General features: G+C 67.1%; 13 protein-coding genes and 1 tRNA gene. 4 read left to right on the top strand and 10 right to left on the bottom strand.

What is annotated here, in order from left to right; all coding sequences use genetic code 11:
• Window positions 1-31 precede the first annotated feature (31 nt).
• The 9 genes from AZH51_RS09915 to AZH51_RS09875 form a co-directional block, all read right to left on the bottom strand.
• Window positions 32-742, bottom strand: a complete 711-nt coding sequence (locus tag AZH51_RS09915; protein WP_291523764.1) for an ABC transporter ATP-binding protein — start codon at window positions 740-742, stop codon at window positions 32-34.
• Complete coding sequence (locus AZH51_RS09910; protein WP_291523762.1) at window positions 729-1658, bottom strand: ABC transporter ATP-binding protein; 930 nt, start codon at window positions 1656-1658, stop codon at window positions 729-731. The genes AZH51_RS09915 and AZH51_RS09910 overlap by 14 nt, the downstream gene beginning before the upstream one ends.
• A complete protein-coding gene (locus AZH51_RS09905; RefSeq protein WP_291523760.1) occupies window positions 1655-2836 on the bottom strand; it encodes a branched-chain amino acid ABC transporter permease in 1182 nt (393 codons plus the stop codon). The genes AZH51_RS09910 and AZH51_RS09905 overlap by 4 nt, the downstream gene beginning before the upstream one ends.
• Window positions 2836-3840, bottom strand: coding sequence for a branched-chain amino acid ABC transporter permease (locus AZH51_RS09900; RefSeq protein ID WP_291523758.1), 1005 nt, complete (start codon window positions 3838-3840; stop codon window positions 2836-2838). Before AZH51_RS09900 ends, AZH51_RS09905 begins: the two co-directional genes overlap by 1 nt.
• Before the next feature lie 105 nt (window positions 3841-3945).
• The gene (locus AZH51_RS09895; protein WP_291523756.1) at window positions 3946-5175 is read right to left on the bottom strand and encodes a branched-chain amino acid ABC transporter substrate-binding protein; all 1230 of its coding nucleotides are present in this window, start codon (window positions 5173-5175) and stop codon (window positions 3946-3948) included.
• A 112-nt stretch (window positions 5176-5287) separates the two neighbouring features.
• Window positions 5288-5974, bottom strand: coding sequence for a response regulator (locus AZH51_RS09890; protein ID WP_291523754.1), 687 nt, complete (start codon window positions 5972-5974; stop codon window positions 5288-5290).
• A gap of 57 nt (window positions 5975-6031) precedes the next feature.
• A complete protein-coding gene (locus AZH51_RS09885; RefSeq protein ID WP_291523752.1) occupies window positions 6032-6412 on the bottom strand; it encodes a DUF779 domain-containing protein in 381 nt (126 codons plus the stop codon).
• A 9-nt stretch (window positions 6413-6421) separates the two neighbouring features.
• The gene (adh, locus tag AZH51_RS09880) at window positions 6422-7945 is read right to left on the bottom strand and encodes an aldehyde dehydrogenase (RefSeq protein ID WP_291523750.1); all 1524 of its coding nucleotides are present in this window, start codon (window positions 7943-7945) and stop codon (window positions 6422-6424) included.
• 134 nt (window positions 7946-8079) lie between these two features.
• Entirely contained in the window at window positions 8080-9333 is a 1254-nt protein-coding gene (locus tag AZH51_RS09875) for a GAF domain-containing protein (protein ID WP_291523748.1), read from the bottom strand.
• A gap of 149 nt (window positions 9334-9482) precedes the next feature.
• Here AZH51_RS09875 and AZH51_RS09870 point away from each other — a divergent pair, with 149 nt between their 5' ends.
• From AZH51_RS09870 to ptsP, 4 genes are read left to right on the top strand one after another with little or no spacing between them, the layout of a single operon-like run.
• Window positions 9483-10244: a DeoR/GlpR family DNA-binding transcription regulator gene (locus AZH51_RS09870; RefSeq protein ID WP_291523746.1), complete on the top strand. Its 762-nt coding sequence runs from the start codon at window positions 9483-9485 to the stop codon at window positions 10242-10244.
• Window positions 10241-13240: a 1-phosphofructokinase gene (pfkB, locus tag AZH51_RS09865; protein WP_291523745.1), complete on the top strand. Its 3000-nt coding sequence runs from the start codon at window positions 10241-10243 to the stop codon at window positions 13238-13240. Before AZH51_RS09870 ends, pfkB begins: the two co-directional genes overlap by 4 nt.
• A 36-nt stretch (window positions 13241-13276) precedes the next feature.
• Window positions 13277-13543 (top strand): HPr family phosphocarrier protein, encoded by a 267-nt coding sequence (locus AZH51_RS09860; RefSeq protein ID WP_291523744.1) that lies wholly within the window; start codon window positions 13277-13279, stop codon window positions 13541-13543.
• A gap of 4 nt (window positions 13544-13547) precedes the next feature.
• Window positions 13548-15221 (top strand): phosphoenolpyruvate--protein phosphotransferase, encoded by a 1674-nt coding sequence (gene ptsP / locus AZH51_RS09855; protein WP_291523741.1) that lies wholly within the window; start codon window positions 13548-13550, stop codon window positions 15219-15221.
• 72 nt (window positions 15222-15293) lie between these two features.
• Here ptsP and AZH51_RS09850 read toward each other — a convergent pair.
• Window positions 15294-15376: transfer RNA gene (locus tag AZH51_RS09850), tRNA-Leu, on the bottom strand.
• Between the last annotated feature and the right edge of the window lie 30 nt (window positions 15377-15406).

Genomic DNA, 15406 nt, shown 5'->3' with positions numbered 1-15406 from the left:
ACAATACTCGCGCTCGGCCCCGGCTGGGGAGTCAGGCGCCCAAGTAGGCAGCGCGCACCGCATCGTCGGATGCGAGCTCGCGACCAAGTCCTTCCCGGGTGATCCGGCCGGTCTCCAGGATGTAGGCGCGGTGGGCCAGTTTCAGCGCCTGGTTGGCGTTCTGTTCGACCAGCAGGACCGTGGTTCCCTGCTGGTTGACCTGCTTGACGATCGAGAAGATGTGCCGGATGAACTGCGGCGCCAATCCCATGGACGGCTCGTCCAGCAGCAGCAGTTTGGGCCGGGCCATCAGCGCGCGTCCGATCGCCAGCATCTGTTGCTCACCACCGGACATGGTGCCGCCCGACTGCTTCTGACGCTCCTTCAACCGAGGGAACAGGTCGAACACCCGGTCCAGGTCCTCGGCCATCGCCTCCTTGTCACTGCGGGTGTAGGCGCCCATGTCGAGGTTCTCCATCACCGTCAACGAGGGGAAGATTCCCCGCCCTTCGGGGGTGAGGGACATTCCTTTGACAACGCGCATATGCGCTTTGGTCTTGGAGATGTCCTCACCATCGAAGGTGATGCTGCCCCCCGACAGCGACAACAGTCCGGCGATCGAGCGCATGGTGGTGGTCTTGCCGGCGCCGTTGGCACCGATCAGGCTGACGATCTCGCCCTCGTCGACATGGATCGACATGTTGTGGATCGCCTGGATGCGCCCGTAGTGGACGCTGACGTCGTCCAGCTCAAGCAGCGCCATCGTCTTCGTCCTCTTCGTCGGTGCCCAGGTAGGCGGCAATGACCGCAGGGTCTTGTTGGATCTTGGCCGGTACGTCGTCCGCGATCTTGCGGCCGAACTCCAGGACGACGATGCGGTCGGTGACGCCCATGACCAGTGACATGTCGTGCTCGATGAGCAGCACGGTGTAACCGTCGTCGCGGATGGAGCGGATCAACTCCATCAGTTCCTGCTTCTCGGCCGGGTTGAAACCGGCCGCCGGTTCGTCCAGGCAGAGCAGTTTCGGCTCGGTGGCCAGCGCGCGGGCAATTTCCAACCGGCGCTGGTAGCCGTACGGCAGGCTGCGTGACGGTGCGGTCGCCTTATCGGCAATGCCCACGAACTCCAGCAACGCCATACCCCGGTCGATGGACTCACGCTCCTCGCGCCGGTGCCGGGCGGTACGGAAGATCGCACCCGGGACGCTGGTGCGGTGCCGGGCATCCAGGCCGACCACGACGTTCTCCAACGCGGTCATCTCGCCGAACAGCCGGATGTTCTGGAACGTGCGGGCGATACCGGCCTGGGTTATGGCGTGCTTCTTCTTGCCGACCAGGGACGTGCCCTCCATGGTCACGGTTCCGGCCGAGGGCCGGTAGACCCCGGTCATCGCGTTGAAGCAGGTGGTCTTGCCGGCACCGTTGGGTCCGATCAGACCCAGGATCTCTCCCCGCAGGATGTCGAAGGTGACGTGGTCGAGTGCGGTCAGACCACCGAAGGTGACCGTCAGGTCGTTCAGTGAAACCAGGGGCTCGCCCACCTCCACCCGGATGGTGCGATCCGGCGCCACTACGTCGGCGATGTCGGGCAGGTCCTCCGGAACGGTGACCTCCACCTCCGGGCTCAGGTGCCCGGAGGCAGGCGGTGTCGCCTCGGGATCGTCGTGCGGATTGGTCATCGCTGCTCCTCTCCCGTGGCCGTTGCTGCGCCCGTTGCCGGCACCGGCGTGGTGCTGACCCATTCCTTCAGCCGTCGCGTCGCCGCCAGCAGGTGGTTGCGCACGCCAAGCAGACCCTGTGGCCGGAAGATCATCAGCACGATCAGAGCAACGCCGAAGATGAAGTACTTCCAGTCCGCGATGAACAGGAACCGGTTCGGCAGGTAGGACACCAGAGCACCACCCAGGATCGCGCCGAACTTGTTGCCGGCACCTCCGAGGACCACCGCGGCCAGGAAGAGCATCGAGGTGGCCACATCGAACTTCTGGTTGTTCACGAACCCGACCTGCCCGGCGAAGATCGCACCCGACAGACCACCGATCGCGGCGCCGGTCCCGAAGGCCCACAACTTGAACTTGAAGGTCGGCACGCCCATCGTCTCAGCGGCGTCCTCGTCCTCCCGGATGGCCACCCACGCCCGGCCCACCCGGGACCGTTCGAGGTTGCCCAGCAGGATCATCACCAGCACGATGATGACGACGGTGAACATGTACCAGGGCGTGCCGTGGCTGTTGTCGAAGATCGGCTGGCCGTTGTGTTCCCCGGGCGGCGAGCCGACGTTCTGGAAGCCGACGTTGCCGCGCAGCGGCGGGATGATGCTGGCCAACAGCCGGATGATCTCACCGAAGCCGAGCGTCACGATGGCCAGATAGTCACCGCGTAACCGCAGCGTCGGAACACCGAGCAGGACACCGAAGACGACGGTGACGATCATCGCCAGCGGCAGCGTCCACAGGTAGGGGATGTGCACCATCGTCGAATCGGTACTGGTCCACAGGGCCGCGACGTACGAGCCGACGGCGAAGAACCCGACGTACCCCAGGTCCAGCAACCCGGCCTGGCCGACCACGACGTTCAAGCCCAGTGCCGCCAGGGCGAACCGGGCCATGTCGAAACAGGCCAACGGGAAGTCGGTGCCCGGTTCGGTGGTGATGATCGGCGGGTTGAGCACCGGCAGGAAGAAGACGATCAGCCCGAACACGGCCAGGAAGACCCACTGCTGCCAGCGTTCGAGGCTGTTCCACTTCTCCTGGATCTTGTGGAACCGACCTGGTTTGCGGGTCGACTCCTCCAGCTGGTCGTCCTGCATCTCCTGCGCCTCTGCGGCGCCGCCCATGGGGGCTTGACCCATACTCATCACGCACGCACCTTCGCCAGACTGGAGCCGAGGATGCCCTCGGGCCGGACCATGAGGACCAGCACCAGGACCACGAAGCAGACCACGTCGGTCCATTGCGCATCGCCCAGCAGGTATTGGCCGTAGTTACCGATCATCCCCAGGAGCAGGCCACCGAGCAACGCACCCCGGATATTGCCGATACCACCGAGCACGGCGGCGGTGAACGCCTTGATGCCCAGGACGAATCCGCCGTTGTAGATCACGCCCGCGGGGACTTTCATCACGTAGAACAGTGCGGCCGCACCTGCCAGCAGACCACCGATGAGGAACGTCGACATGATGATGCGTTCCTTGTTGACGCCCATGAGGGTGGCGGTGTCCGGGTCTTGCGCGACCGCGCGGATCCCCCGCCCCAGGCGGGTGCGCCGGATGAACTGGTCGACCGCGACCATCATCACGATGGCGGCGATGACGATGGTCAGTTGCTGGCTGTCGATGATCGTGCCGAACACGTCGAAGACCGGCTTGGGGGTGAACATGATGACGGCCGGTTCAGCGTTGGAACCGCGCCAGTTGAACAACAGGTACTGGATCGCGAACGACGCACCGATCGCACTGATCAGGTAGGCCAGCCGTGGAGCACCCCGATCTCGCAGCGGCTTGTAGGCGATTCGCTCGACCAGGAGCGCGACCAGGCCACTGACCAGCATGGCCGCGAGGCAGGCCAGGACCAGGTCGAGGATGATCGAGGCCAGGGGCAGGTTCGGCGCGTTGGGACCGAAACCCAGCGCCGACAGCGTGAACACCACCGCGTACGCACCGGAGATGAACACCTCGGAATGCGCGAAGTTGATCAGGTTCAGCACGCCGTACACCAACGTGTACCCGAGGGCCACGAGCGCGTAGATCGCACCAAACGTCAATCCGTCGAAGGTCGCGGTCCAGAAGTTCTGGAAGAGATAGGTCCAGTCGAACTGGATCCAGCTGTCGTCCGTCGCGACGGCGAGAGCAAAGGTGTGCACAAATGGCTCCTGGGGGTCGGGCAGAGGTTCGGGCCGCTCGCGGATGCGGCCCCGTCAGCCCGGGGACTGACGGGGCCGCAGCCGTGATGTGCCCGGATCGGGCTACTACTGGCTGATCACACCGACCGAGACGATCTTGCCGTTCTCGACCTTGTAGCCGTAGACCGGCAGAGCCTCGAGTTCACCGGTCGAGCTCCACTTGTACTGCTTGGACAGGCCGTTGGCGTCGTAGGTCTTGACGAACTCCTTCAGCTTGGCCCGGCTCTGGTCGCCCTTGTCGATACCGGTCAACAGGATGGTCGCCGCGTCGTAACCCTCGACGGAGTAGGTACCCGGAGCCTTGCCGCCGGAGATGCCCTCATAGTCCTTCGCGAAGGACGGGATCAGCTCGCCGGGGATGCACGGGCAGGTGAAGTAGGCGTTCGCGCTGGCGCTACCGGCCTGCTTGATGAACTCATCGTCCTTCACACCATCCGGGCCGATGAACACGCCCTTGAAGCCCTTCTGCACCAGCTGCTGGTCGAAGGGCGCGCCCTCGGCGTAGTAACCGGAGTAGAAGACCACGTCGGCCTTGGAGTTGATGACCTTCTGGGCCGTTGCGGAGAAGTCCTTCTGACCGGTGGTCACCTTGTCGGTGCCGGCGAGCTTGTCGCCGAGCGCCTTGATGGTCGTCCCCGCCAGGCCGATGCCGTAGTCCGAGTCGTCCTGGACGACGAAGACCTTGGTGGCACCGAGCTTGGACGCCAGGTTGGCGGCGGCCGGGCCCTGCACGTTGTCGTTGGCCAGTCCGCGGAAGAAGGTGGTCCAGCCGTTCTGCGTCAGCGTCGGGTTGGTCGCGGACGGGGTGATGTGCGCCAGACCGTTCTGCTCGAAGATCTTGCCGGTCGCCTTGGACTCACCGGAGAACGGCAGACCGATGACACCGATGATGTTGGCGTCGTTCACGGCCTGGGTGACCGGGCCGGTCGCCTTGGTCGGGTCACCCTCGGTGTCGTACTTCTTGAACTGCACCTGGCAGCCCGGGTTGGCCTTGTTGTGCTGGTCGACCGCCAACTGGACACCGTTGTAGATGTTGATACCGAGCTGCGCGTTCGCGCCGGTCTCCGCACCGATGTAGGCCAGAGTGGTCGTCGAGGGGCATGTCGCCTTGCCGTTTCCGGCGGGCATGACAGCGTCCTTGGGCACATCGATCGTGGTGACCGCAGGCAACTGGGTCAGATTGTTGCCGGCAGCCGCGGCGGAGGTGCCCCCGCCACTGGAGCTGCTGTTGGCGCAGCCGGCGAGTGCCAGACCCGCCGCGACGGCCGGAACGGCCACCTTCATCAAAGAACGCACTGGGAAACTCCTTCTGTAACACGAAACAACTGCCCGCGCAGTCGTCTGCCGATGAACACTAAGCCGATTCCGGTGGTCTTCCGGGGACACACACGGGTTCGAGTCCTGTTTGTTACCTTTTGCCGTCCACCGGAGCCCGTGGCGGGGCCGGCTTGGGTCGTTCTCCCGTCGACTGGGCGGGAACCTCCCGCGCGGCGGGTGCCGGCGCCGGCGACGCGCCGCCGGCGATCACCGCATCCGCCACATCCCGCATCCCCAACCGGCGGTCCATCGCGGTCTTCTGGATCCACCGGAAGGCCCCCGGCTCATCCAGGCCGAGGCGGGTCATCAGGATGCCCTTGGCGCGATCGAGTCGCTTGCGGGTCTCCAAGCGCTCCGCCAGGTCCGCGATCTCGGTCTCCAGCGCCTTGCGCTCGCTCCACCGGTGCAGCGCGATGGTGATCGCCGGCCGCAGATCGTCGATGGTGAACGGCTTCAACACGTAGGCCATCACACCCGCATCAGAGGCCCGCTCCACCAGATCCTTGTCGGAGAAGGCAGTCAACATGACCACCGGTGCCACCCCGGCTGAACCGAGCTGCTCGGCCGCCGAAATGCCATCCAGGACAGGCATTTTGACGTCCATGACGACCAGGTCGGGCTGAAGGGCGGTTGCTCTCTCCACGGCCGCCCTGCCGTCCCCGACGGCCTCCAGGACGTCGTACCCGGATTCGGTCAGCATCTCGGTCAGGTCCAAGCGGATGATGGCCTCGTCCTCCGCGACGAGGATCCGCGGCAATGCGGTATCGACGGTGCTCACAACCAGTACTCAAGCACGGCCGTGTTACGCCAACGTGTCAGCCGCAGGTCAGGCGCCTCACATCAGGCGCGAGCGGATCAGGAACCGCTTGCCCGTCGGTGCCTCCAGCGAGAATCCGGCGCCCCGGCCGGGCACCAGGTCGATCGTCAGGTGGGTGTGCTTCCACACCTCGAACTGTTCCTTGGACATCCAGACGGGTACTAACACCGGGCTGTCCCCCGCCGCAGCGATATTCAAGTCACCCAGGTGCACGTCGGAGTCGCCCAGTTTGAACTCACCCTGCGGGAAACACATCGGCGCGGATCCGTCGCAACACCCACCGGACTGGTGGAACATCAACGGACCGTTGGCCGCGGCGAGGCTGCGCAACATCTGCGCAGCCTCGCCGGTCACCGCCACCCGCTCGACGGGTGTTGGCACAGTGACGTAGTCAGTCATCGTGTCGGCTTAGAAGAAGCCGAGCTTGTTCGCGTCGTACGACACCAGCAGGTTCTTGGTCTGCTGGTAGTGGTCGAGCATCATCAGGTGGTTCTCGCGGCCGATCCCGGAGGACTTGTACCCACCGAACGCGGCGTGTGCCGGGTAGGCGTGGTAGCAGTTGGTCCACACCCGACCGGCCTGGATCTCCCGGCCCGCCCGGTAGGCCGTGTTGATGTCACGGGACCACACGCCGGCGCCCAGACCGTAGAGCGTGTCGTTGGCGATCGACATCGCATCGTCGTAGTCGTCGAACTCGGTCACGGACACGACCGGGCCGAAGATCTCCTCCTGGAAGATGCGCATCTTGTTGTTGCCCACGAAAACCGTTGGGGCTACGTAGTATCCGCCGGACAGGTCGCCACCGAGGTCGACCCGCTCACCACCGGTGATGATGCGGGCGCCTTCCTGGGTGCCGATGTCGATGTAGGACAGGATCTTCTCCAACTGGTCGTTGGAGGCCTGCGCGCCGACCATGGTGTCGGTGTCCAGGGGGTTGCCCTGCTTGATCGCCTTGACCCGGTCGATACCGTCGCCCAGGAACGGGTCGAAGATCGACTTCTGGATCAGCGCCCGGCTCGGGCAGGTGCAGACCTCGCCCTGGTTCAGCGCGAACATCGCAAAACCCTCAAGGGCCTTGTCGTAGAACGCATCCTGCTGACTGGCGACATCCTCGAAGAAGATGTTCGGGCTCTTGCCACCCAGTTCCAGGGTGACCGGGATCAGGTTCTCCGACGCATACTGCGAGATCAACCGGCCGGTGGTGGTCTCACCGGTGAAGGCGATCTTGCGGATCCGCTTGGAGGAGGCCAGCGGCTTGCCGGCCTCGACCCCGAACCCGTTGACGACGTTGACGACACCGGCCGGCAGCAGGTCGCCGATGAGTTCCATCAGCAACATGATCGAGGCGGGCGTCTGCTCGGCCGGCTTGATGACGACCGCGTTACCGGCTGCGAGCGCCGGAGCCAACTTCCAGACCGCCATCAGCAGCGGGAAGTTCCACGGGATGATCTGGCCGACGACGCCCAGCGGCTCCTGGAAGTGGTAGGCGACGGTGTTGTCGTCGATCTGGGAGATGTGCCCCTCCTGGGCGCGCAGTGCACCCGCGAAGTAGCGGAAGTGGTCGACCGCGAGCGGCAGGTCCGCGGCCAGGCCCTCCCGCACCGGCTTGCCGTTGTCCCAGGTCTCGCCGACGGCGAGCAGTTCGAGGTTGGCCTCGATGCGGTCGGCGATCTTGTTCAGGATGTTGGAGCGTTCGGCGACCGAGGTCTTGCCCCAGGCCGGCGCGGCGGCATGTGCGGCGTCGAGCGCCTTCTCGATGTCGTCGGCGGTGGAGCGGGCCACCTCGCAGAAGACCTTGCCGTTCACCGGCGAGACGTTCTCGAAGTACTGGCCCTTGACCGGCGGGACCCACTGGCCGCCGATGTAGTTGTCGTAACGCGACTTGTAGGTAACCGGGCTGCCCTCTTGGCCGGGCGCGGCGTAAACAGTCATCGGATAGTGCCTTTCGTGGTCTGCTCCGGCTGCCTTGCCGGATGTGACGCACGTTACGAAGCGGCGCGTTGCAACAACGTTGCACAGATCACACTGCGCGGATCACCGGGCCCGGTCCGGCGCACCCGGACCGGTCAGAGATCACCGAACGTCAGAGCGTGGATGCGCGCCTCGACGCTGACCATGCGCGGGGAATCCACCGGCAGCCGGCGTCGCGCGACCTCCCACAGTTCCAGGTCGTCGCGGCCGAAATCGGTGTCCGCGAAGCGCAGCAGCACGTCCGGATCGCCGGAGCGCAGCACGGCGGAGCGCACCTGCATGTGGACCTCGTCACGCAACTCGGTGATGGCCGGGGATTCCGAGGTCGGCAGCAGCGGACCCCGGTAGCGCTGGGCGGCGTCGGCTACCGATCCGTCGGCGAGCAGATCCCGCATTGCGGCCAGGTCCGTGGTCAGCGGCCCGGCGATCCGGTAGGGCCGCGACGCGATCGTCTCCTCGCCCAGTCCCGCTCTCAGTCGGGACATCTCGGCGCGGATCGTGACCGCCGGGATCTCCCGGTCACTGAGAGCGACCGCGATCTCGTCGGTGCTCAGACCATCGGGCGCGAGGCTGAGCAGCAGGAGTAGTTCACTGTGCCGCAGGCTGAGGCGCCGCACGCCGTGCGGCTCGGTGAGAAGTCCCGCTCTGGCGCCCAGCACCTGCAGGTGACGTTCGGAGGTGGGGGCGGGCACGGCGTACGTCGAGAGGTCGGCCCAGCGGGACAACCGGGCCAGGCGCAGCTGGGCCTCGACCGCAGCCACGGTGGCGCGCACCATCGACAGGCTCTGCGGATTGGCTGCATCGTCGTCGCCGGTCAGGTCCAGGACGCCGAGCATGGCCCCGGTCTCCGGGTCGTGGATCGGTGCTGCCGAACAACTCCACCGGGTGACCTGCCGGGCCAGATGTTCGGCGGACCGGATCTGCACCGCCTGGTCGAGCGCGAGGGCGGTGCCGGGTGCGTTGGTGCCCACTGCCTGCTCACTCCACGTCGCTCCGGGGACGAACAGGATGGACTCGGCGCGGCCACGCAGCCCCTGGTCGCCCTCGACCCACAGCAGCCGGCCCGCGGCGTCGCTGACCGCCACCAGCATCCCCGCCTCGGAGGCGCCATCGACGAGCAACTGGCGGATCAGCGGCATGAACTCGCCCAGCGGGTGGGCCGACCGCAGCTCGACGAGGTCCTGGTCCGACAACGTCGGTTGCTCGACCTCCGCCTCGGGATCCAGTCCGCTGGACAGCGAGCGTTTCCAGGAGTCCAGCACGATGTCGCGGACCGCAGGCGGTTCGGCCCGGGTCAGGAAGGCCTCACGGGCCTGCGCCAGCAATCGGCGGTGCTCGCGGTGGTCCACCGTTCAACCATACGACGTGTGAGCGGCAGCACTCACGATCGTCCAGCACGGCCGGTCGCGTGGTCCAGACCACTGCTCTTCACTCATTCCCACCAAAACAAATGCCCGTTTGTGTTGTTTTGGATCTGTTCATGTGGTTTTCTTGTCCCATGTACGCAACGGAGCGACACGAGCGGATCCTCAACGAGGCTCGTACGGCGGGGCGGGTCGAGGTCAGCGCGATCGCCACCACCCTCGGAGTGACCACCGAGACGGTCCGCCGTGACCTGCGCGTCCTGGAGCAGCGCGGCGCGGTGCGCCGGGTGCACGGGGGCGCCATCCCGATCGAGCGGTTCACGCCCGAGTCAGCGGTCGACGTACGTGCCGGTCGACTCACCAGCCAGAAGCGGGCGATCGCCGCCCGCGCCCTGGATGAGATCCCGGTCGGCGGGACGATCGTGCTCGATGCCGGTACGACGACCCAGGCCCTGGTCGAACTCCTCCCCCGCGAGACCAAGCTTTCGGTCGTCACCAACTCGGTGTCCGCGGCGGCAGCACTCTCAACGTTCCCGAACGTTGACCTCTTCGTGGTGGGCGGCCGGGTCCGCCGGCTGACCGGAGCCACCGTCGGACAATGGACCACCAACGCGCTGGCCACCGTCTCCGCGGACGTGGCCTTCCTCGGCACCAACGGATTCAGCGTCCGGCACGGGATGAGCACGCCGGACCAGGCGGAGGCCACGTCCAAACAGGCGATGATCGACTGCGCCCGACGCGTCGTGGTGGTGGCCGACTCCAGTAAGTACGGCGCCGATCAGTTCCACTCGTTCGCGCCGCTGCACCGGGTGGACGTGCTCATCAGCGACCGCGGCCTGGCGTCGGATGCGGCCACCGAGCTCGCGGACGCCGGACCGGAAGTGGTGCTCGCATGATCGTCACCATCACCCCGAACCCCAGCGTCGACCGGACGATCTCGGTACCCGAAGTGCGCGTCGGAGAGGTGAACCGGGCGCTGTCCAGCCGGATCGATCCTGGCGGCAAGGGCATCAACGTGACCCGTGCCCTGACGTCGCTGGGGAGTGCATCCCTCGCGGTGCTGCCCACGGGCGGGCCCGAGGGGCTGCTCATGTCGCAACTGCTCACCCGCGCCCAGGTCGCCTACCGCGCGGTGCCGATCGCCGGGCAGACCCGGATGAACGTTGCCGCCGTCGAACCCGATGGCACCACGACCAAGCTCAACGAGGCCGGCCCTGTGCTCGAAGCGGCCGACACGGCGGCCCTGCTGGAACAGCTCGCGCTCGAACTGCCCTCCGCGCACTGGCTCGTCGGGTGCGGGAGCCTGCCACCCGGCGTACCCGATGATTTCTATGCTCGGGTCGTCACCCTGGCACGTGAGCACGGTGTCCGCGTGGCCATCGATTCCTCCGGTTCGCCGCTGGCGGCAGCCGTGGCCGCCGGACCGGACCTGATCAAGCCGAACCAGGAAGAGCTGGCCGAACTCGTCGGGACGCCGCTGACCACCCTTGGTGAGGCCATTGACGCCGCGCGCGATCTGGTGACCGGCGGTGTCGGCGCTGTCGTCGTCAGTCTCGGCGCCGACGGTGCGGTACTGGTCGACGCGGACCGGTGCATCTGGGCCGGCGCCCGGGTGACCAAGCCGCTCTCCACCGTCGGCGCGGGCGATTGTTTGCTGGCCGGGCTGCTGTCCGAACTTCAAGCCGGCCACGATCCCGAGCGCGCATTGGTCGCCGGTACTACCTGGGGTGCCGCCGCTGTCCGGCTACCGGGCAGTGCCGTCCCCACCGCCGCCGACCTGCGGGACATCGAGGTCACCGTTTCCCACCGCACCACGAAAGGACACATTGCCGTGTCGCTCATCACCACCGACCAGGTCCTGTTGGACCTGGACTCCACCAGCAGGCAGGACGCCACCACCCGGTTGGCGCAGACCCTGTCCGACGCGGGTCGCTGCACGGACGTCGACGCCTTCCTGGCCGACGTCCACGAACGGGAAGCGAAGATGGCGACCGGGCTGCCCGGTGGTATCGCTATCCCCCACGCTCGCAGCGCCGCCATCACCGAACCTTCGCTGGCCTTCGCCCGCTCCCGCGACGGCATCGACTGGGGCGCCAAGGACGGTCCGGCGCACCTGATCTTCCTCATCGCTGCCCCGGCGGGCGGTGGCGACGCGCACATGCAGATGCTGCCCAAACTGGCAAAAGCCCTGATGAACAAGGATTTCCGCGCTCGCCTCGAGGCAGCGACCTCCGACCAGGAGGTCGTGGACCTGGTCAACGAGCACGTGTCACTGGATGAGCCCACGCCGGCAGCCGCCGCATCCGCAGCGGCCACGTCCCCGGGCGCTGCGACAGACGACGCACCGACGTCGTTGACCCTCGTCGGCGTGACCAGTTGCCCCACGGGCATCGCGCACACCTACATGGCGGCCGAAGCACTGGAGAACGCCGCCCGGGAAGCCGGGCACACGATGACCGTCGAGACCCAGGGATCGGCCGGCCTGACCAAGCTGACGCCGGAGCAGATCGCCGCCGCTGACGCGGTGATCTTCGCGCACGACGTCGAGGTGCGCGAGCGAGGCCGGTTCGCCGGCAAGCCGCTGATCGACGTCGGCGTGAAGAAGGCCATCAGCGACGGTCCTGCCCTGATCGACGAGGCAGCCGCGCTGGCCGCCGACTGGAAGGCGGACCCGAGCAAGGCCGCCGCAGCAATGGCCGGTGGCGGCGGTGGCTCCAGCATGGCCACCAAGGTCGACGAGAACGCCGGATGGGGTACCCGCATCCGGCAGATCCTGATGACCGGTGTGTCCTACATGATCCCGTTCGTCGCGGCGGGCGGAATCCTGATCGCACTGGGATTCATGATCGCCCAGTTCGCCGGCGGCAAGACCGGCGCGATCGAGGTCACCAAGAACTTCACCCTCGACCCCACCTCGACGGCTCAAGGCGTCACCATCCTGCAGAACAGCTTCAACGTGACCAACGGGATGCACTGGGCTGCGCTGTTCTTCCTGATCGGGGCCGCCGCCTTCGGCTTCCTGGTGCCGATCCTGTCCGGGTTCATCGCGTTCGCGATCGCCGACCGGCCGGGACTGGTGCCCGGCATCGTCGGCGGTGCGGTCGCGGTGACGATGTACGCCGGCTTCATCGGCGGCATCGTGACCGGCTTCCTGGGTGGATTCCTGGCCAAGTGGATCTCCAGTTGGGCGGTGCCCAAGGGCATCCGTGGTGTGATGCCGGTCGTCGTCATCCCGTTGCTCTCGACGCTGTTGACGGTGGGACTGTTCATCACGGTCCTGGGTCGTCCGATCAAGGGCCTCTCCGACGGTCTGACGCACTGGCTGAACAGCATGTCCGGCACGAGCGCCATCCTCCTGGGCGCCATCCTGGGCGCGATGATGGGCTTCGACCTCGGTGGCCCCGTCAACAAGGTGGCCTACACCTTCGCCACGACCGGTCTGGCCGCGGCGGGGACCGCGACCAACGCTCCGCAGCTGAAGATCATGGCCGCGGTGATGGCCGCAGGCATGGTGGCGCCGCTGGGTATGGCCCTGGCGACCACCCTGCGACCGGGTCTGTTCAGCGAGCCAGAGCGGGAGAACGGTAAGGCGGCGTGGCTGCTCGGACTGTCCTTCATCAGCGAGGGCGCGATCCCGTTCGCCGCAGCCGACCCGTGGCGGGTCATCGTGTCCTCGGTCGCGGGCTCCGCGGTCACCGGTGCGCTGGCGATGCAGTTCGGGACCACGCTGCGCGCACCGCACGGCGGCATCTGGGTGCTGCCGCTGATCGGCAACTTCCTGCTCTTCCTGGTGGCACTCGTCGTGGGAGTCCTCGTCACCACCGCGCTGGTTGTGGTCCTGAAATCAGGTGACCGCAGCCGACAGCAGGTGGACGCCGCGGCTACTGTCTGAACAACGCCACTTATCAAACATCAAGGAGCGACTCCCATGGCCGAACGCACTGTCACCATCGCCTCGTCGGTTGGTCTGCACGCCCGACCCGCCGCGCTCTTCGTCCAGGCCGCATCCGAGAGTGGTCTGGACATCGAGATCGGCCGCAAGGGCGAGGACCCGGTGGACGCGACCAGCATCCTCGGCGTCATGGCCCTGGGCGCCAAGCACGGCGAGGAAGTCGTCCTGACTGCTGAGGGCGACGGGGCTGACGAGGCACTCGACTCCCTGGTCGATCTGCTCTCGCAGGACCTGGACGCCTGAGCTGATGAGCGCGCTGCGAGGTATCGGGGTCAGTGCCGGAGCGGCGTACGGTCCGGTCGTGCTCGTCTCTCCGGCGGTCCGGCCGCCGGAGAACGAGCCGGCGGCCGCCGATCCGGACGCTGAACTCGTCCGGGTCAGGGCCGCGTTCGAGCAGGTAGCCACCGATCTCGACACCCGCGCAGCGCACGCCGATGACACCGCCCAGCAGATCCTGACGGCCACCGCGCTGATCGCCCGCGACAAAAGTCTGCACAAAGCGGTCGGCAAGCACCTGGCCGCCGGTCAGGGGCCGGCGACCTCCGTGGCGGCCGGGGTGGAGGAGTTCGCTGCCCAGTTCGAAGCACTCGGCGGTTACTTCGCCGAGCGGGTCACCGACCTGCGCGACGTCGGATCCCGCACTGTCGCAGCGGTACTCGGCGTGCCCGCACCCGGCGTACCCGAACTCACCGAACCCAGCGTGATCGTCGCGCACGACCTGGCCCCGGCCGAGACCGCCACCCTGGACCGCTCCCTGGTCGCGGGCATCGTGACCGCCGAAGGCGGCCGCACCAGCCACACCGCGATCCTCGCCGCCCAGATGGCGATCCCGGCCGTCGTGCACTGCGAAGGCGCGCTCGACCTCGAGCCGGGCAGCATGGTCGCGGTCGACGGCGACACCGGTGAGGTCCTGCTAGCCCCCTCCCACGAGACCGTGACCCGACTGCGCGAGCGGGGCGATCGGCGTACGGCGGCCCTCGCCTCCTCCTCCGGGCCGGGCCGGACCATGGACGGGCATCCCGTCGCGTTGCTGGCCAACATCGGCGGTGTCGCGGACGCCGAGGACGCCGGCGCCCAGGATCTGGAGGGCGTCGGCCTGTTCCGCACCGAGTTCGTCTTCCTGTCCGCGACCCAGGCACCCACGGTGCAGGAGCAGGCGGACATCTACCGGAAGGTGTTCGCGCCGTTCCCGGGGCGGCGCGTCGTGGTGCGCACCCTCGATGCCGGCGCGGACAAGCCGTTGGCGTTCGCCGATCTCGGGCCCGAGGAGAACCCGGCGCTCGGTCAGCGCGGGCTGCGGCTGTCCGCGGTGCGTCCGGATCTGCTGGATGCGCAACTGGAAGCCCTGTCCATCGCGGCCAAGGACACCGGAGCAGACGTGCGAGTGATGGCCCCCATGGTCGCCACGGCCGAGGAAGCGGCCTGGTTCGCGCGGCGGGTCCAGGAGAACGGCCTGCCGAAATCCGGGGTGATGATCGAGGTTCCGGCGGCCGCGTTGCGCTCCCGGCACGTCATGGCCGAGGTGGATTTCGGCAGCCTCGGAACCAACGACCTGGGTCAGTACACCATGGCTGCCGACCGGATGCACGGTGCACTGTCGGACCTGCTCGACCCCTGGCAGCCCGCCGTCCTCGACGTGATCGCCGCCGCCTGTCATGGCGCCGCCGACCAGGGCAAGCCGATGGGTGTCTGCGGGGAGGCCGGCGGCGACCCGTTGCTTGCGCTGGTGCTCACCGGCCTGGGTGTGCAGAGTCTGTCGATGGCCCCGGCGAAGGTGCCGATGGTCCGCTATTCGCTGTCCCGGCACAGCTTGTCCGACTGTCAGCGGCTCGCCGCCCTGGCCCGTGGGGCACGGTCTGCCGGGGACGCCCAGGCCGCCGTACGCGACGGCGCCAACCCCGAGGTCACAGCGTTGTTGTAAGCGCAGAGGAAACGGCCGGATCTGGATGCAGATCCGGCCGTTCTCCGTCCGTGTGAGCCGAAACTCACCAAGTGCCGGGAGCGGGACTTGAACCCGCACGCCCTTGCGAGCAAAGCATTTTGAGTGCTCCGTGTCTGCCATTCCACCACCCCGGCAGGGCGGCCCCAGCATAAACGAGCAGCGGG

Source organism: Branchiibius sp. NY16-3462-2 (assembly GCF_001594145.1).
In the GTDB taxonomy this organism is placed as follows: domain Bacteria; phylum Actinomycetota; class Actinomycetes; order Actinomycetales; family Dermatophilaceae; genus Branchiibius.
This window is presented reverse-complemented; position numbering and strand designations above follow the sequence as displayed.